The organism is Yoonia sp. (assembly GCF_036770585.1).
In the GTDB taxonomy this organism is placed as follows: domain Bacteria; phylum Pseudomonadota; class Alphaproteobacteria; order Rhodobacterales; family Rhodobacteraceae; genus Yoonia.
Genome location: NZ_DAIPIW010000004.1, coordinates 1 through 17,974, shown reverse-complemented (window position 1 = coordinate 17,974; position 17,974 = coordinate 1). Strand labels below are relative to the sequence as shown.

15 protein-coding genes are annotated in these 17,974 nt (G+C 63.7%); 2 read left to right on the top strand and 13 right to left on the bottom strand.

The window, feature by feature from the left end; genetic code table 11:
- Positions 1 to 46: 46 nt before the first annotated feature.
- Genes V7N12_RS01490 through hslV form a run of 4 tightly spaced genes read right to left on the bottom strand, consistent with a single transcriptional unit; the run spans position 47 to position 4,121 of the window.
- A complete protein-coding gene (locus tag V7N12_RS01490; protein WP_333712155.1) occupies positions 47 to 1,168 on the bottom strand; it encodes a hypothetical protein in 1,122 nt (373 codons plus the stop codon).
- Between the two features lie 14 nt (positions 1,169 to 1,182).
- Positions 1,183 to 2,490: an ATP-dependent protease ATPase subunit HslU gene (gene hslU / locus V7N12_RS01485; RefSeq protein ID WP_333712153.1), complete on the bottom strand. Its 1,308-nt coding sequence runs from the start codon at positions 2,488 to 2,490 to the stop codon at positions 1,183 to 1,185.
- A 9-nt stretch (positions 2,491 to 2,499) separates the two neighbouring features.
- Positions 2,500 to 3,567: a hypothetical protein gene (locus tag V7N12_RS01480; protein WP_333712223.1), complete on the bottom strand. Its 1,068-nt coding sequence runs from the start codon at positions 3,565 to 3,567 to the stop codon at positions 2,500 to 2,502.
- Positions 3,567 to 4,121 (bottom strand): ATP-dependent protease subunit HslV, encoded by a 555-nt coding sequence (gene hslV, locus V7N12_RS01475; protein WP_333712151.1) that lies wholly within the window; start codon positions 4,119 to 4,121, stop codon positions 3,567 to 3,569. Before hslV ends, V7N12_RS01480 begins: the two co-directional genes overlap by 1 nt.
- Before the next feature lie 104 nt (positions 4,122 to 4,225).
- Here hslV and V7N12_RS01470 point away from each other — a divergent pair, with 104 nt between their 5' ends.
- Positions 4,226 to 5,143: a capsular polysaccharide export protein, LipB/KpsS family gene (locus V7N12_RS01470; protein WP_333712149.1), complete on the top strand. Its 918-nt coding sequence runs from the start codon at positions 4,226 to 4,228 to the stop codon at positions 5,141 to 5,143.
- 51 nt (positions 5,144 to 5,194) lie between these two features.
- On the opposite strand, the gene trxA is transcribed toward V7N12_RS01470, so the two are convergent.
- From trxA to regB, 8 genes are all read right to left on the bottom strand, one after another.
- Positions 5,195 to 5,515, bottom strand: a complete 321-nt coding sequence (gene trxA, locus V7N12_RS01465; protein ID WP_333712148.1) for a thioredoxin — start codon at positions 5,513 to 5,515, stop codon at positions 5,195 to 5,197.
- A gap of 60 nt (positions 5,516 to 5,575) precedes the next feature.
- A complete protein-coding gene (gene addA, locus V7N12_RS01460; protein ID WP_333712147.1) occupies positions 5,576 to 8,917 on the bottom strand; it encodes a double-strand break repair helicase AddA in 3,342 nt (1,113 codons plus the stop codon).
- Positions 8,914 to 11,841: a double-strand break repair protein AddB gene (addB, locus tag V7N12_RS01455; RefSeq protein WP_333712146.1), complete on the bottom strand. Its 2,928-nt coding sequence runs from the start codon at positions 11,839 to 11,841 to the stop codon at positions 8,914 to 8,916. Before addB ends, addA begins: the two co-directional genes overlap by 4 nt.
- The gene (locus V7N12_RS01450; RefSeq protein ID WP_333712145.1) at positions 11,834 to 12,505 is read right to left on the bottom strand and encodes a nucleotidyltransferase family protein; all 672 of its coding nucleotides are present in this window, start codon (positions 12,503 to 12,505) and stop codon (positions 11,834 to 11,836) included. Before V7N12_RS01450 ends, addB begins: the two co-directional genes overlap by 8 nt.
- Positions 12,502 to 13,473 carry an aminoglycoside phosphotransferase family protein gene (locus tag V7N12_RS01445; protein ID WP_333712144.1) on the bottom strand — a complete coding sequence of 324 codons (972 nt, stop codon included), beginning with the start codon at positions 13,471 to 13,473 and terminating at the stop codon, positions 12,502 to 12,504. The genes V7N12_RS01450 and V7N12_RS01445 overlap by 4 nt, the downstream gene beginning before the upstream one ends.
- The gene (tsaE, locus tag V7N12_RS01440; RefSeq protein ID WP_333712143.1) at positions 13,466 to 13,930 is read right to left on the bottom strand and encodes a tRNA (adenosine(37)-N6)-threonylcarbamoyltransferase complex ATPase subunit type 1 TsaE; all 465 of its coding nucleotides are present in this window, start codon (positions 13,928 to 13,930) and stop codon (positions 13,466 to 13,468) included. Before tsaE ends, V7N12_RS01445 begins: the two co-directional genes overlap by 8 nt.
- 41 nt (positions 13,931 to 13,971) lie before the next feature.
- On the bottom strand, positions 13,972 to 15,462 hold the full coding sequence (locus V7N12_RS01435) for a PAS-domain containing protein (RefSeq protein ID WP_333712142.1): 1,491 nt from the start codon (positions 15,460 to 15,462) through the stop codon (positions 13,972 to 13,974).
- A gap of 89 nt (positions 15,463 to 15,551) precedes the next feature.
- Complete coding sequence (gene regB, locus V7N12_RS01430; RefSeq protein WP_333712141.1) at positions 15,552 to 16,949, bottom strand: sensor histidine kinase RegB; 1,398 nt, start codon at positions 16,947 to 16,949, stop codon at positions 15,552 to 15,554.
- Positions 16,950 to 17,103: 154 nt separating this feature from the next.
- Here regB and V7N12_RS01425 point away from each other — a divergent pair, with 154 nt between their 5' ends.
- On the top strand, positions 17,104 to 17,655 hold the full coding sequence (locus V7N12_RS01425) for an ActR/PrrA/RegA family redox response regulator transcription factor (protein WP_333712140.1): 552 nt from the start codon (positions 17,104 to 17,106) through the stop codon (positions 17,653 to 17,655).
- A gap of 5 nt (positions 17,656 to 17,660) precedes the next feature.
- Here V7N12_RS01425 and V7N12_RS01420 read toward each other — a convergent pair.
- The coding region (locus V7N12_RS01420) for a helix-turn-helix domain-containing protein (RefSeq protein ID WP_333712139.1) at positions 17,661 to 17,974 on the bottom strand (314 nt) is incomplete at its 5' end.

The following is a 17,974-nucleotide window of genomic DNA, read 5'->3' as shown; positions in this document are numbered from 1 at the left end:
GCGCGGGCATGGGAAAGGGGCAAAACGCAGATGACCTGCGCGCGTCTCAGCCCACGGCCTGTTCCAGCGCCTGCCAGAAATCAAGCACCGGTGCACGCCTGAACTTGATGCCACGAAACGCTTCGAAATCGAGGGTTCGGGCTGTCGGCCCAAAGACATCACCCCTGATGCCATTGATCGATTCCATGACATCGCGGCGCTCGATCTGGAGCAACTTCATCGCCTCGCGACGGACAAATTCAGGAGACAGACGCCGCTCTTTCAGGACATGGACACCGGCCTTCACCGCTTCTGGGGTCGGCGCGACGAATAGCGCGGTGTCATCATGGTAGAATCGGCTTCTTCCGCCAATGTTCTCGACAGTGACCACGGGTTTGCCGGCCAGCAAAGATTGCAGGGACGCCCGCATGAAGCCTTCCTTAAAAGAGAGGGCGAGCGAGACATGAGCGTCGGCGAGAAGCCTGCTCAGGTCTTTTTCGTCGAAATACCTGTAGATGCCATCGTTGAGGTCGTGATTGGCAAAACAGGCGTTTGGAAAGTCCTTGCGAAAACCGTGAACCAGATCGCTGTCTTGTCCGGGGTGTTCATAGACAAAGAGCTGGTTCTTCAATGCCTTCGTCAGGTGATGGTTCTTCCAGTCCAAAAGGCGTGCGTTGTAGATCGCCTCGTACCGTGGGGCCCCACCAGAGGGCGGTTCTTCGATTGACCAGGCGCGATCGTCCTCGAATGCGGAACTGTTTGCCTGGATGGCGCCAATCCCCGCCTGCCCAAGCCTGTAAGCGCAAAAAGGAGTCCGGGCGATGATGACGAATTTGGCCAAAGGCGTGGTCCGCGCGACGCGTTCGAAAAGTGCCTTGTAAGTGCTCAGGTCGATGCTGTGGAAGTGCCAAGTCGCATCCAGAAGATGCAGAGACCGCTTCTTGAGCAGCGCAGGTGGGGCCTTAGCCGCAAGTTCAAGCTGCCAGGGCGTCTGAAGATCAAGCGAGGTGTAAGTGGTCAGGTTTTCCGGATCGACAATCCGCCAGTGTGTGTGGTGAAGGCCGAGATTATCGAAGGCGGCCTGCCTCATTGCCCCGCCCGCCCGATGATAGATCTTCAGCAACTGGTCCACTTTGGGATTGCGGAACAGTCTTATCATCCGCCGGCCAGAGCGCGTGAAGGCGTTCATCGGTTCACATCACGCTAGAGCACATAGCGGCTGATGTCCCGCGATCGCGAGAGTTCGCCCAGATGCCTTTCGACGAAATCCGCATCCACGGCGATTTCTTCGCCCGCGCGGTCGGGGGCGTTGAAGGAAAGGTCCTCGAACACACGCTCGATCACTGTGTAGAGCCGGCGCGCGCCGATGTTTTCGATGCTTTCGTTCACCTCGGCGGCGATCTTGGCCAGCGCCTTGATGCCGTCGTCGGTAAAGGTGACGGCCACGTCTTCGGTTTTCATCAGGGCCGCGTATTGCAGGGTCAGCGCATTGTCGGTTTCGGTCAGGATGCGGACGAAGTCATCTTCGGTCAGCGCGCGAAGTTCCACACGGATCGGCAGGCGGCCCTGCAGTTCCGGCAAAAGGTCCGAGGGTTTCGCCACATGAAAGGCGCCCGAGGCGATGAAGAGGATATGATCGGTCTTGATGGCCCCGTGTTTGGTGCTGACGGTGGTGCCTTCGATCAGGGGCAGCAGGTCACGCTGCACCCCTTCGCGTGACACATCCGCGCCGCGCCTGTCGGCATTGGCGCAGACCTTGTCGATCTCGTCCAGAAACACGATGCCGTTCTGTTCGACCGCTTCCATCGCCGCCTTGGTGACGGTTTCATCGTCGAGCAGCTTGTCCGCCTCGTCCGCGATCAGCGCTTCATAGCTTTCGGCGACTGTCATGCGCTTCTTGACCTTCCGCCCGCCCATGGCTTTGCCGAACAGATCGCCGAGGTTCATCATGCCGCCCATGCCGCCGGGCTGGCCGGGGATCTCGAAACCGCCCAAGGGGTTGCTGGTATCGGTCAGTTCCAGTTCGATCACGGTGGTGTCGAGTTCGCCGGACTTCAGCTTTTTGCGGAACATCTCGCGCGTTGTGTCGCGCGCGTCGGTGCCTGCGACGGCGGTGATGACACGCTCTTCGGCGGCGTGATGGGCCTTGGCCTTGACGTCTTCGCGCATGTGTTCGCGGGTGTCGATGATCGCGGTATCCACCAGATCGCGGATGATCTGTTCCACGTCGCGCCCGACATAGCCGACTTCGGTGAACTTGGTCGCCTCGACCTTGATGAAGGGCGCACGGGCGAGTTTCGCCAGACGGCGGCTGATCTCGGTCTTGCCGACGCCGGTGGGTCCGATCATCAGGATGTTCTTGGGGTAGACCTCGTCCCGCAGGTCATCGCCCAATTGCTTGCGCCGCCAGCGGTTGCGCAGGGCTACCGCCACGGCGCGTTTGGCGTCCTTCTGACCGATGATGAACCGGTCGAGCTCCGAGACGATTTCGCGGGGGGTCAGGTCTGTCATGATCAGTCCTTACGAATGGGATGGGGGAAGCCGGTGCAGCGGCACGAAGCGCGGCATCAGCCGCAGCAGGCGGGCGCGGATGCGTTCCCAGAAAGCGCCCAGCAACAGCAGCGTGACGCCCAGCGCCAGAACGGTGAAGGCGGCGCCCTCGCCGTTGAAGACGGTTGCGGCCAGGGCCACGAAATAGCCGATGGCGGCAATCAGGAACGACCGGCGGTCGATGACGATGGCGACGATGGCGAAACCCGCCAGTATCGCGATAAGAACGAGGTTCGACATGGCCGTATCCTGATCCAGCAGCGACAGGGCGACGGTATTCACCAGCGCAGGTGCGGCGACCACATGCAGCCAGAAGCCGTTGGCGGACCGGCGGGTCACACGGTGCGGGTCGCTCATGTCGAAGGTCATGGCGACGGCGAAGACGATCAGCCCAAGCGCCAGCGTGATCACGGCGAATGGCCCGCCCGCGGATAGCAGGAAGAAGTCCGAGATGCTTTCGATCTTCCCACCGCGGCTGGCGGCAAGGACGATGGCCACGGCAAACAGACCCAAAGCGATCATCGCCATCGCGAAGGGCACGCGAAAGCGCCACCAGTAGACCAGCAGCGTCAGCGTGGCCAGAAACAGCGGCAAGGGCACGCTGGAAAAGTCGTTCTGCGCGATCATGAAGGGTTCCGACATCCCGACAACAAAGACGCTGCCGGCGTTGCTGGCGAACATGATCGACAGGGCGATGGCGGGACCGACCATGCGGCGCTTGCGTATGAAATACTCGGACAGCATCCACAAGATGATCGCGCCGACCACGCCGTAGATCACGGTCGAGCGCTGCCAGCCCGCAACCTGATCGGCCAGCATCACGGCAAGCACGCTCCACCAGCCGGTGGACAGGATCAGAAGGCCGATGACGATGAAAACCTCGTTGAAGCCTTTGAAAAGCTCGAAGGGCTCGTCGCCGTTATCGAGGTTCTCGCGCGCGCCACGGCGGCTGTCGGACAGCGCGATCAGACCAGAGGCCTGCCTTTCGTTCAGAAGGCCGCTGGCGACAGCGGCGCGGATGTCGTCGCGTTCGATCATCATCCGATGCTCTCCACTGTCAGGTTGCCGTTGGTATAGACGCAGATATCGGCGGCAATCGCCATGGCCGCGCGGGCGATGGTCTCGGCATCCTTGTCGGTGTCCATCATCGCGCGACCTGCGGCCAGCGCGTAATTGCCGCCCGATCCGATCGCCGCGATATCATGCTCGGGTTCCAGCACATCGCCCGCGCCGGTGATGACGAACAGGTCCTTGCCGTCGCTGACGATCAGCATGGCTTCCAGCTTTTGCAGGTATTTGTCGGTGCGCCAGTCCTTGGCCAGTTCGACGCTTGCGCGGGCCAGTTGGCCGGGGGTGGCTTCGAGCTTCTTTTCCAGCCGCTCCAGCAGGGTAAAGGCATCCGCCGTCGATCCCGCGAAACCGCAGATCACATCCTGACCGCCGGGTGACAGCCTGCGCACCTTGCGCGCGGTGCCCTTGATCACGGTCTGCCCAAGGCTGACCTGCCCGTCGCCTGCGATCACGACCTTGCCGCCCTTGCGCACGCCGATGATCGTCGTGCCGTGCCAGCCGGGGAAATCCTCTTTTGCCATTGGCGGCTCCTCTCACGGTGTCATTTGCGTATATGGCGGGAGGTGCCGCCGCAAACAACCCCGCACCGCTTGTTCAGGCCCCCCGCGAAGGCTAGCTATGGCGCATGAGCGCGCGCGAGACCGTCACATTCTACCTGCATCCCCAGTTGCGGCGACAGGCCGAAAACGGGAACCAGAATTTCATCGCCAAAGTCTCCGAGGTGCTGGAGGCGGCAGGGCTGACCGTGGCCTTCGACAGCGACGATCAGGCTGCACGGCTGCGGGCGATGGCGCGGCCGGGGCACAGTCTTTTCCTGATGCAGCCGCCGGTCAACGGGCGCGGATTGGTGTTCCGCAAGACATACCTTTACCCCTTCTGGCATATCGAGAAAGCGGCCGAGCGGTGGGACTGGCCGGTCGCCAAGTCGGCTTTCGATCCCCATGCCGTCGATCCGCGCAAGGCGTCGAACTTCTACCGTTTCTGGCGCAACCGCCTGTTCGACGAAGCCCCGCGCACGGCGCGGCGTGACGGGTTCGTTTTTGTGCCATTGCAGGGTCGGCTGCTGGAAAAGCGGTCATTCCAGCACGCAAGCCCGCTGGACATGGTGGAAGCCCTTCTGGACCATGATCCCAAGCGACAGGTCGTCGTGACGCTGCATCCCAACGAGACCTATACCCCGGCCGAGGGTGCCGCCTTGCAGGCCCTTGCCGACAAGCACGCGCGGCTTTTCGTGCAGGCGGCGGGGGTCGAGCGTTACTTGCAGAACTGCGATTACGTGGTGACGCAGAATTCCAGCGTCGGTTTCATGGGCTTGTTCTTCGGCAAGCCGCTGGTCCTGTTCGGCAAATCCGATTTTCACCACATCGCGCTGAACGTGGGCGACATGGGCGCGGCACAGGCGATTGCGCGCGCGCCTTTCCATGAGCCCGACTATGCGTCGTATATGTTCTGGTTTCTCCAGATGCAGGCGATCAACGCAGGCCGGCCCGAGGCGAAGAACAAGATCCGCAACGTGCTGCGCGGTCACGGCTGGCCCGTGTGAACGAAAAAGGGCGCCACGAGGGGCGCCCTTGAAGGTCGGAAACGGTCGCGATCAGATCGAATCTTCGATCCAGCCCTGAATGGCGGCCTTGGGTGCAGCACCCGCCTTGTTCGAGACGACCTGACCGTCCTTGAAGACGAACAGCGCAGGGATCCCGCGCACGCCCATCTGGGCGGGAGAGTTGGGGTTTTCGTCCACGTTCACTTTGACGATCTTGACCTTGCCGGCCATCTCGTTCGACAGCTCTTCCAGAGCGGGGCCGATCTGTTTGCAGGGGCCACACCACTCGGCCCAGAAGTCGACGACAACGGGGATGTCGGACTGGCGCACTTCGGCGTCAAAGGTGGCGTCGGTTACGGCTACGGTTGCCATCGGGGATACTCCTTGGCGGGAAAGGTTGAGCGCGAAAACTAGGTATGCGCGCGCGGATGGTCAAGACGTTGCAAGACGCATCATGGCTTCGTGAAGCAAGTCGTCGGGTATCGGCATCAGGGTTGCGGTTTCGGTCCAGAGGATTGCCACCGAAACGGGCGTTTCGGGGAAGATTTGCGCAAGGGCGGCATGGTAGACCGCCATTTGCCGCAAAAGCCCGTCGGGCGTGGCTTCGGGCCTGTCGGGCACAAGGCGGTTCGATTTGTAGTCGATGGCGGTGATCTGCTGGTCCGTGATGATCAGCCGGTCGATGGCGCCGTGGATGCGGCCCAGTCCTGCGATCTCGGCGGTGATGTCCACCTCGGTCAGCGCGTCCGCGGCCCAGATATGGGCAAGCGCCGGATCATCGAGAAGGCGGATCACAGCCCCGACCGTTCCGGCATCGCCCTGCCCTGCGATTTGCAGGCCAAGGGTCTGGCGCGCATCGGGCGGGGCCAGCGGCAGGTGTTCCAGCAGGCGGTGGATCAGCGTGCCGCGCGCCTTGGCGGCTTCGGTATCGCCCTCGCCGCTTTCGCCCGGCAGGACCTTGGCACCGTCGAGATCAGAGGGCGAGATCGTGCTGGCGCGCCCAGGTTGCGGCAGATCGGAAAATCTGGGCAGCGTTACCTCGGGTCTGGTCGTCTGCGTCACCTTGCCCAGCGGCAGGCCGTCCCAATCGCCCGACGCGACCCGCTTGATGGAAAGCGCACCCGATGTGGCGTCAGTGGCACCGCGCTGCGCCATCCCGTCCGAGACGATGTTGTACCAACTGTCGTCACCATCACCGACATCGCCCGCTGCGGCGACGATCAGCCATTTCTCGGCGCGGGTCATGGCGACGTAAAGCAGACGCATCCTTTCGCGATCCTGCTTGGCCAGGATGTCGTCCTTCAGGGTTTTCACCGCCTCTGGCGAGTCGTCGGCGCGGGGTTTCCAGATGATATGGTCGCCCGCTGGCAGGATCTCGTCATTGACCTCGCGCTTGCGCTTGACCGTGTCGGGCAGGATCACGATCGGGGCCTCCAGCCCCTTGGCGCCGTGCACCGTCATCACGCGGATACGGTCGCCCTTGCTTTCCATCTGGCGTTTGACTTCGACATCGTCGGTCTGCATCCACGTCAGAAAGCCGGTCAGGCTGGGCACGCTGGATTGTTCATAGGCCAGCGCCTGAGACAACAGCGCGTCGATGCCGTCTTCCGCCTCGGGGCCAAGCCGCGCCAGCAGCTTCTGCCGCCCGCCATGACGGATCAGGATACGTTCCAGCAGGTCATAGGGGCGCAGGAAGTCCGCCCGTTCGCGCAGATCATGGATGATGGCAAGTGTTTCGGCATGACCGGAGTCGCGCAGCGCGCTCCAGAGGTAAGCCTTGTCCGGCCTGTGATGGGCGAGGCTGTATAGGTCCTGTTCGCGCCAACCGAACAGCGGTGACCGCAGGGCGGCGGCAAGCGACAGGTCGTCCTCGGGCAAGGCGAGAAAATTCAAGAGCGCGGCAAGGTCCTTGACCGCGAGTTCCGCGCCGACGCGCAGGCGGTCGGCCCCGGCGATCTTGAGGTCAGCCGCCTTGCAGGCACGGATGATCTCGGCAAAAAGGTCTGACCGGCTCCGGACGAGGATCAGGATATCGCCCTCGGTGATCGGGCGTCGTTCGTAGGTGCCGGTCTGCTCTTTCTCGACAGGGATGGTTTCGTTTTCGATCATCCATTTGATCTGGTCGGCGATCTGCCGGGCGAGGATGACGTCGTGATTTCTGGCGCTGGGCTGGTCGACGGGATCATACCAGAGGCGGTCGTCCTCATCCTTGCTTTGCTCGATCACCGGCCAGAGGTCCACGCGCCCCGGCATGTCAGCCTTGAAGGCGATGTGGCTGACGCTGTCGTCCATGCCAGCGGCGCGGTCACCGGTGAAACAGGTGTCCACGACGTCAAGGATCGGCTGCGCGGATCGGAAGGAATGCGCCAGCGTCAGCGGTTCGAGCGTTTGTCCGACCGCCTCTTGCGCCTTGGTGAAATGGGCGGACATCCTGTCGAATTCATCGGGGTCCGCACCCTGAAAGGAATAGATCGACTGTTTCTTGTCGCCGACGACAAAGACCGTCCGTTCGCGCTGGGCGTTGGCCCCTTCGCCCGCCGCGAATTCCTGCGTCAGCCGTTCGATCACGGCCCATTGGGTCGGGCTGGTGTCCTGCGCTTCGTCCACCAGCACATGGTCGATGCCGCCGTCCAGCCGGAACAGCACCCATTGCGCCAGATCGGGGTTCGTCAGCAGGTCCTTTGCCTTGCGGATCAGATCGTCGAAGTCGAGCGCCCCCATCGCCAGCTTGCGCGCCTCGTAGGCGGGGATGAAACGGATGGCGAAAGCATAGAGCGCGGCGGTGCGGTCGGCTGCGTCGATGGTCAAAAGGTGCTGTCTTGCGGCGGCCACACGGTCCATCCAATCGTGAACCTCGGCTGCGATGGGGGCCATCGCTGCGACAGCATTCGAATGGTTGCTTTGGGGAAAATTAACCGACTTCGACGTGCCGTCCTTGGCATAGAGGAACAGCGAGAAGAGCGTCTCCAGATCATTCCAGCCCGGATCGGCAAAGTGGAGTTTTCCAAGCTTTGTGGCAAAGTCCCGATAGGTCTTGCTTTCGGATTTGAAAACCTCGGCCACGCTGTCCGCGATTGAGGCCTCATCCCCTGCAAAAGCCAATGCGAGCGCATCCGCACGGGTCGCATCCTTGGCAAGCCCGAGGACGGTGTGAATTGCCGCTTTATCCCAAGCGCCCTGAAAAGCTTGCCTGTGCTGCGCGATCTCTTTCGTCAGCTGGGCCAGATCGTTTCCGGTGAAATGCGCCAGCACCCCTTCGACCACCTGCGCATCCGTCCCCAGCAGCATCCCGTCCACCACATCGGCGCGCAAGAGTTCCGCCTCGCGGTCCTCCATCTCGCGGAATTGCGGGCTGACCTGCGCCTCCAGCGGGAAGCGGCGCAGCAGGCCTGCACAGAACGAATGGATGGTCTGGATTTTCAGGCCGCCGGGGGTCTCGATTGCGCGGGCAAAAAGCGTGCGGGCCTGCCGCAACTGGTCCGCGTCGATCGCACGCGCGACACCCAGATCGGCAAGGGCGGCGCGCAATTTGGCATCCGGCATCATCGCCCAAGCGCCGAGGCGTTTGAACAGGCGGTTCTGCATCTCGGTCGCGGCGGCCTTGGTATAAGTCAGGCAGAGGATGTTCTGGGGCGAGACATCTTCCAGCAGCAGACGCGCCACGCGGTCGGTCAGCACGCGGGTCTTGCCCGAGCCCGCGTTGGCCGACAGCCATGTGGACTGTCGCGGGTTGGCGGCATCGATCTGGTGCTGGGTGGCTGCGTCGCGGATCATTCCAGCACCTCGGGCGCTGCATCATGGCTGGTGTCCCATTCGCCGTAGCGCGACAGGTGGTCATAGTCGCTGATGTCGCCTTTCGAGAACATCGCCAGCCGTGCGGTATAGCCCCGGTCCCGTGCCTGCCAACGCAGGAACAGTCTTTCCAGTTCGGCCCAGACCTGATCGGGCGGGTGGTCGGCAAGCGGGGCGGGCGTTATCTTCATCTCTTTTTTCACGCCGATAAAAGCGGCCTGTTCGACCTGTCTGGCGCCAAGCCTTTCAAAGGCACCGCGTTCGACCATCGCGGCCGTCACCAGCAGCTGCTTTTCGAATTTGGCCTGTCTGGCGGCGGTTGGCACGTCGCCGGTCTTGTAGTCATAGATCAAGGCCGTCCCGGCCTCGGTCAGGTCGATCCGGTCGGCTTTGCAGACAAGATTGATGCCCGAGGCACCGACCACCGCATTGCCCTTTTCTTCGAAGATGGTCGGGGTGGCATTGGATTGCCGGATCGTCTCGCCCTCCAGAAAGAGATCGGCGATCTGCACGAACCGCCCCATCCATTGCGCGCGGATGGTGGGCCATGGGCAATGCTTGGTGAATTCCTCTTCCGCGAAGGCGATCAGGGTCGCGCGGTCGTCGGTGGGGAAGCGGCCTGCGATGAACCGTTCGAGGATCGTGTGAATGATCGTGCCCTTCAGCCGCGCCTCGGCGTTGGGGCTTAGCGGGTCGAGCGGATCGAGCCGCAGGACCTTGCGGGCGTAGATCGCGTAAGGGTCGCGGATCAGGGTGCGGATCTGTGTGACTGACAGCTCGCGCGGGCGGGCATCGGTGGGTGGCTGCGGCGAGGGGCGCTTGGCGGGCGCGACGGTATCGGCGGGTGCGGCAAGCTTTGCCGCCTTTGCGATCCAGTCATTGCCGCGCGCCTGCATCGCTTTCAGCGCGGCCTCCCCCCCCTTATCCGGCAAACCGTCCAGCAGGTTCGTCAACCGGTTCACCCAACGGGACGCCACGGTTTCCGCATCGGCCGAGCGTTTTGCGCGGGTGATCCAGACCTCTTTGCCGCCCATGGCCTGCTGGTAGTCATGCGCCGACAGCCCGATCTTGCGTTCGGGCAGCAACAGCCCCGCCTGCGCCCGCAGCGTCCGGTTCAGCCAGGGATCAGGCGGCGGGGCCTCGGGCCAGATACCATCGTTCATGCCGCCAAGGATGGTCAGGTCAGCGCCCTGCACCCGCGCCTCGAGCGTGCCCCAGATCAGGACCTGCGGGTGCCCCTTGTCGCGGTCGCGGACCGTGCCTTCGCCGATGACACCGCCAAAAAGGGACGCATAGTCGCGGGCGGTCATCGTGCCGCCTGCCTCGGCGGCGGCGATCAGGCTGTCGCAGATCCGCCGCGCCTCGCGCCCTGCGGGCATAAGCCACAGACCGCCGCTGCCTTCGGCAACCGGTCCGGCGGCAAGGGCCGTGGCGATGGTCAGGTGGCGGTCGAGGAAGGTGGACAGATGCCCCTCGGCCAGAGTTTCAAGATCGGTGACCAGCGGGGCCAGCCATGCAACCCAGGCCTGCCGGTCGGGTGTGTCACCGGCCCATTTTGCAAGGTCGGCGGCATCGGGAAACGGTGGGCCGTAACGGCGCAGCGACAATTCCAGATCGCGGGTGTGGCGCAGATGGTCGCCACGCGCGCCTTCGCCGGAATGGCATAGCGGGTGTTTGAGCAGGGTCAGCAGCGCCTCGCCCGTCAGGGGCTTGCCGAAAAGGTCGGCCACATGCCGCAGGAACCGCCCCGGAGGCGAAAGCGCCAGCGGCATCCCTGCGCTGTCGTCGGGCGTGATGTTCCAACGGTCAAGGGCCGCCGTGACCTGCCGTGTCAGCATCCGGTCGGGGGTGATCAGGGCGGCGGTCTGGCCGTCCTCGACCGCCTGCCGCAGACGCAGGGCGATGGTCTCGGCCTCGGCCCGGGGCGAGGCGGCTTCGACCAGTGTCAGATCGGCGGTTGCGGTGACGAGGTCGCCAAGGTGGGGGCCTTCGTCAAGCCATTGGTCAGTGACGGGCGCGGGGCGCAGTGAAAGCGAAACCAGCCTGTTGCGGGCGGGATTGGCGGGGGCGGCATCGGTCCAGGGGGTAACGTCGTCTTTGCCAAAGCCGATCAGGTCCATCAGGCGGCGAAACCGGTATTGCGGGTGATCCTCGAACACGAGGTCGTCTTTCATGTCGGCCCAGACCGGCGCGGGCAGGTCAAAGTCGAAACCGGGCAGGATCAGCGCGCCTTGCGGCAGTCTGGCGACGGCTTGCATGAAAAGCGCGGTTGTGCCGCGCGATCCGGTCGAGCCTGCGACGATCACAGGATGGGCGGGGGGCGTTGTCGCCCAACGCTCGGCCAGGGCCGTGACCACCATGCGCTGCCGCGCGTCCTTGTCGGGGGGCTGGTCGGCACGGTTGAAGAAGGGCGTGATGATGCCAAGGAATTCCAGCGCGCGCGCCCAGTGGCCGGACTGGTCTGTCACGTCGAGTTTCGCGATGGCGTCGGGCGAAACACCTTCGCCCTGCATTTCGTCCATCAACCGCGCCAGACTGTCGGACAGATCATAGAGTGCGGCGCGCGGGGCAAGATCGGGCTGTGCGTCCAGCAGCTTGGCCACGAATTGCGCCAGTTCCAGCCGCCGCCGCAGGGGCGGGACGGCGGGCGGCACGGCAAGCGACACCGGATCATCAGCCAGATCGGTGACAAGCCGGATGCGTGGCAGAAGGCGCGGCGGGCCTGCGTCGAAAACCTCGCGCAGGCGGCGCTGCATGCGGGCGGTGTTCACGTAGATCTCGATCCGCGCCCAGTCGGCGGGGGAATAATCGGTGCCGCGGGCCGCAAGCCCGCGCACAAGGGTTTCGGCAAAGTCCGTGCCGGGGGCGGTGGCGAAAATGCGCGGGCTGCTGGCGGGGTCAAACATGGCACATCGCCTCGGCCAGAGGGATGCTTTCGGGCTGGCCCACATCGCACCACCGCCCGTCATGGATCGCGCCATAAAGCCCGCCATCGCGGATCATCGCGTCCCAGACCACATTCATCGAGAAGACCTCATCCCCTATTGCGGCCAGTCTATCGGTGCGGATGATCTGAAGGCCAGTGTAGACAAGGTCGCGGCCGCGTTGCAGCCTGCCGTCCGCTGCGCGGTCGAAGTCGCCTTTGCCGTGGTGGCCCGCGACGTTCCGCTTTTCGACCACAAGCAAGAGACACTCCATCCCGTCCCGCCATGCCCCCAGAAGATGCTGCACCGGATTGGGCCCCCGCCAGACGGCGTCGGTGTTCATGGTGACGACGGGGTCGGCTTTCAGCAGCGGCAGGGCGTGGCGCAGGCCGCCGCCGGTTTCGCGCAAGAGGTCGGCCTCGTCCGAGATCAGCACGTCGCGCCCCGCGACATGATCGCGGATCATATGCCCCAGGTAATGGGTATTGATCACGATGGGGCGGCATCCGGCATCGGTGGCGAGGTCATAGGCATGATCCACCAGCGGTTTGCCCGCGACGGTGATCAGCGGTTTGGGAAGGGTATCGGTCAGCGGGGCCATGCGGGTGCCCTTGCCTGCCGCAAAAAGAAGGATCGGGCGGGTCATGGTCGCAGCCTTTGCAAATGGTCGGGCGTGGGGGGCGGCAGGGTCACTGTGACTGCGGCGCGCAGATCAGCCAGCGCGGGTGTCGCAAGGTCGGTCTGGATATGGGTCCAGACACGGTCCATGAACCGAAGGTAGCGCGGTTTGCCCGCCTGCGCGAGCCGCGCGAAAATGCCAAGGATGCGCAGGTTGCGTTGCACGCCGAGGGTCGCGATTTGCAGGCGAAGCCCGGCCTCGCCCGCGTCGAAAGCCGAAACGAAACGATGGATCATCGCCTCGGAGGTCTGGGCCGAGACATCCCGGCGCGCATCCCGCAGCAGCGAGGCGAGGTCGTAACCGGCGGGGGCCACAAAGGCATCCTGAAAGTCGAGCAGGCCGACACGGGCGTGGCCTGTCCGATCCGGCCGCCAGATCAGGTTTTCGGCGTGGAAGTCGCGCAGGGCCAGCGTGTCGGGGATCGGGGCGTAACGGTCCAGCGCGCCATGAAGGGCAGATTGCAGTTCGGTGATGTCAGCGTCCACATAGGCGGGCGCCAGAACCCCGATCATCTCGGCCCCGACCTTGGGTGTGAGGCGGGCAAGATGGCTGGGTGGCGCGATGCCGCGGATGGCGACCAGCAGATCGGTCGCGGCCGTGTAAAGGACGGCTTCGTCTTCGGGGTGGTCCCGCAGGTGGGCGGCGAAGTCGGTTGGCCCAAGATCAGAGAGGATCAGGACGCCGCGTGAAAGGTCTGTTTTCAGGACATCAGGTGCGGCAAGGCCGACCTGCGTCAACAGTTGCGCGATGTCGACAAAGCGGCCCGTATCCGTGCAGATATCTGCCGGCGCGTCCATCACGATGACAGAGGCCCCGTCCGACGTCAGCCGCAGGTATCGCCGCGCCGAGGCATCCCCGGTGATGGCGTGGGCGCGCCAGTCTTGCCACGGCGTGTCTTGCAGGACTGCCGCGATGTCTGCGGCGCGGTCAGACATTCCAGACCTTTGCGCGTGCCTGCCAGTCGGGATTGCCAGAGACCACGACCTCATGCGACGCCGGACCGGCGGAAAAGGCCAGATGCAGCGCGTTTTCGGGGGCGGCGTCGCCCAGCCGGTCGGGCCATTCGATCAGGCAGATGGCGGTCTCGAAGGCCGCGTCCAGCCCGAGTTCAAGCGCCTCGTCAGGGTGTGTCAGCCGGTAGAGATCGCAGTGCCAGATCTCGCCCTCTGCGGTGTCATAGGTCTGCACAAGCGTGAAGGTGGGCGAGGGCACATCCTCGGCCCGGCCCAGCTTGGCGCGGATGAAGCCGCGCGCGAAGGCGGATTTACCGGCGCCGATGCTGCCCGACAACAGAAGGGTGTCGCCAATGCCGATCTGCGGGGCAAGGCGCGCCGCGAAAGCCGCCATCGCGGTTTCGTCGCTGATCTGCCGTGTCAGGATCGGGGTGGCCATGCCCCGACATTATGGTCTGAGGGGCCGCCCGCAAGTCCCATTCACCCGCTGCGGGCGCGAATTGCCGGGTCGGCCTGCATCAGTTTCTGGATCAGCGGCGGTGTGGGCGGTGCAAAGGAGAAGCGCATCAGCGTCATGCCCCCGTCAAGCGGTGTTCCGTGACAGCGCAGGGGCCGTCCGTCCAAGAGATGGACATCGCCCGTCCACGCCTTGCGGTCGCTGCCTTGCCGCGCGAAGGTCTGGAACCTTGACCAGACCGACGAGGTGACCGCGTTCTCGCGCCAGAGCGATACCTCGGTGATGAGATCGCGCAGGCTGAGGTGGGGGTCCTCGATGCCCCAGAGATCGGAATAGCCCCTGTTGGTCATGAGCAGCGTTCCGGCGGGTGAAAAGACGGCAATGGCGTCGGGCAGGCTGTCCATCACCGCCTGTCCGGTTTCGATTTCCGCCCGGAAGCGCCGGGTCAGTGACAACTCGGCCGTGATGTCTTCAAAGAGCAGGGCAAAGGCACCGTCGGGGTGCGGTCTGCCTGTCACACGGAAGGTCTGCCCGTCCGGCAGCGGCCAGTTTTCGCAATAGGTGCCGCGGCGGGCCCCCGATTCGACAGCGGTGAACTGTTCGCGCCATGTCGCATAGTCTTTGGGTTCGGGCATCATCTGCAATTCGCGCATCCGGTCGAGCACGGTGTCGATGCGAGGCATCGCGCTAAGGAAGGCGAAGGGCAGCTTGCTCATCTCAAGGAGAGCGGGGTTGAACATCTTGAGTTGCCCCGCCTTGTCGAAGATCGCCAGACCGGTGGCCAGATCCCCGAAAGTCCGCCCGAGGGTTTTCACATATTCCCGCCTGTTGTCATCGGCGCGCACGATCTCGGTCGTTTCGGTGGCAAAGCAAATCAGCCCGTCTTCACTGGGTGCGGTCGTCACATCGAACCAACGGGTGCTGCAGGCCTTGGGTTGCAGGCGTCTGGATTGATGCGGTTCGGCCGGATCGAGATCAGGGAAAAGGCCGCCATCGCCGTGCGGAATTTCCGAGGCGATCCGGCGATAGGTGCTGTTGGACCAGATCAGGCGTCCGTTGTCCGCGATTTGCCAGACCAGTTCGCCCGAGTGGCGCGCGATATCCGCAAGCAGTGTCAGCTCGCGCGCGCGGCGCGCCATGATGATGTCCGGCAAACCCCAGACCTCGACCCGCAGGACGGCGCCGTCTTGCCGCGCCGTCAGCCGCAAGCGACCTGTCGGGTCAGAGCGGCTTATGCCCTGCGGGTCGATATCGGCGAAAGAAAGGTCCGGAAAGGTGGCCGTCAGCATTTCTTCCAGATCGGCGATGCAGTCGACTGGCACGGCCAGATAATCGCGGGCCGTCGGGGTCATGTCGCACAGGCGTTCGCCGTTGAAAAGAAAAATCGTCGGCGTTTCGCGGGGTTCCGTGGTGTCCGCCCGTGACAGCCTGTCACGAATCAAGGACAGGCAAACCATGAAGCCGGCCAGAAAAGCACCGCCAAACATGAAGATATCCGAGATTGCCAATGCCATAGAGTTGCCCGTTCCGCTGTCCCAGGGGCAGCGTGGCAAATGAAGGTTAACGCCGTCTTAACCGCCCTTCACCGCAGGACGATGCCTGGCTATTGCACGGCGAACCGCTGGTTTTCGCCCAAGGGGGCTGTCGCCTCGTCACTGCTCAGACCCAAGGTCCGCCGTTCCCATGTGACCTCGACCACGGCACCGCCGGTGGCCTGACCGGTCCAGCTTGCGTGGCCATGCCGGCGGCTGTTGGCAAAGCGCAGCTGCGCACCGGACCTTTCCAGCAGGGTCTTGGCAATGAAGAGACCAAGGCCCATCCCCTCGTAGCCGGGGCGTTTGGCGCCATCCTCGGACAGACGCCGCCGCCGGACGTAAGGGTCGCCGATCCGGCCAAGGACGGATTGGGGAAAGCCGCGCCCGTCATCCGCGATGCGGACGTCCAGTGTCGTTTCGGTCCATGCCATCTCGACCGTCACTTCCGAGCGGGCAAAATCGACGGCGTTCTGGATCAGGTTGCGCAGCCCGTGGATGATCTCGGGGCGGCGCAGGATCGTGGGTTGCTGGCGCGGGCCGCCCTCGGCGGGGGCGATGTAGAATTTCACCGACTTTCCGCGATTGAGGTGTGGCTCGGCCGCTTCGCGCACGACGGTTTCAAACGGGGCCTGCCGCAGCATCAGATCGTCTTTCCCTGCCCGCCCCATGGAATGCAGGATCACGCGACACCGGTCGGCCTGTTCGCGGATCAGGCGGGCGTCTTCAAGAAGATCGGGGTTATCGGCCACTTCCTCCATCAACTCGCTGCTGACCAGCTTGATCGTGGCAAGCGGGGTTCCCAGTTCATGCGCCGCAGCGGCGACCACGCCGCCAAGGTCGGTCAGCTTCTGTTCGCGCGCAAGCGCAAGCTGGGTGGCGACAAGCGCCTCGCCCATGGCGTGCATCTCGGTCGTGACCTGCCGCGCATAGAGCGCAAGAAAGACAAGCCCGACCAGCAGGGCGACCCAGGACCCGAACTGAAAGAGCGGCGGCAATTCCAGCACGGCCCCGCTTGCGCCGATGATCGGCAGGTAGAAAACGCTGAGCAGCGTGGTCAGCGAAATCGCCGTCAGGCAAAGAAAGATCGTATTGGTCAGATGCAGCACCGTCGCCGCGATTGTCACGGGCGCAAGCAAAAGCATGGCGAAGGGGTTGTTCAGACCACCTGTCAGGAACAGCAAGGCGCTAAGCTGCACCAGATCGAAGATCAGCCAGAGCGTGGCCTGCGTTTCCGAGAGCCGCTTGTTTTCCGGATAGGCGTTGATCGAGACCAGGTTTGCAACCACCGAGGTGGTGATCACCAATGCCGCGTAGCCGACCGGAATTTGCAGCCCGTAGACTTTTATAGCCACGATCAGCGCGACGGACTGCCCGATCACAGCGAACCACCGCAGCGCCACAAGCGTGCGCAGGCGCACCCAGTCGCTGCGTTGCTGATTGAAGAGTTCGAATTCCGAGTTCTGCATGGACCGTTCAGGCTGACTTGTTGATGACAGGATAGCGTCAATCCCCATCCGATCAATCAGGCTGCGCGCCGCAGGTTCATCGGGGCGTCTGGTTCAAGTTGACGAGAGGGCGCCGCTGCCTATCTCATAGCCAAAGGTTAGATCAAGGTGACGCATGAATTCCGAAGCTCTGGATCTGGGCGACGACAAGAGCCTGCTGCTGGTCGATGATGACGAAGCGTTTCTGCGCCGTCTGGCCAAGGCGATGGAAAAACGCGGCTTCGATGTCGAAACGGCAGGCTCGGTTGCTGCCGGACAGGCGATTGCGACGGCCCGCCCCCCTGCCTATGCAGTGGTTGACCTGCGGCTTGAGGACGGCAATGGCCTCGACGTGGTCGAAACGCTGCGGGCGCGGCGTCCGGAAAGCCGGATCGTCGTGCTGACCGGCTACGGCGCGATTGCCACGGCTGTGGCTGCGGTCAAGATCGGGGCGACCGACTATCTGGCCAAACCCGCCGATGCGACCGATGTGACCAACGCCCTGCTTTCGCGGACCGACACGCTGCCGCCGCCCCCCGAAAACCCGATGAGCGCGGATCGCGTCCGTTGGGAACACATCCAACGGGTTTACGAGCTGTGCGACCGGAACGTCTCGGAAACGGCGCGGCGTCTGTCCATGCATCGCCGCACCTTGCAGCGCATCCTTGCAAAGCGAAGCCCGCGTTAGGCGGGCTATCCCTCGTCGCTATCGCGGCTGAGCAGATCGAATTTGCGCAGCTTCACATAGAGCGACTGGCGTGACAGCCCGAGCATCTCTGCGGCGGCAACACGATTGTTCATCGTCAGTTCGACCGCCGTCTCGATACACATCTTTTCCACCACATTGGTGGTCTCGGCGACGATATCCTTAAGCGTCGCACTGCCCACAAGCTCGACCACGGATCGCATGCTGTCGTCGGCGGTGGCTGCGGTCTTGCCGCCCGTCGTCTCGGGGCGGGCACCGTCGCGGATCACGAAGGCAAAGATCGTTTTCGATCCCGCCGTCA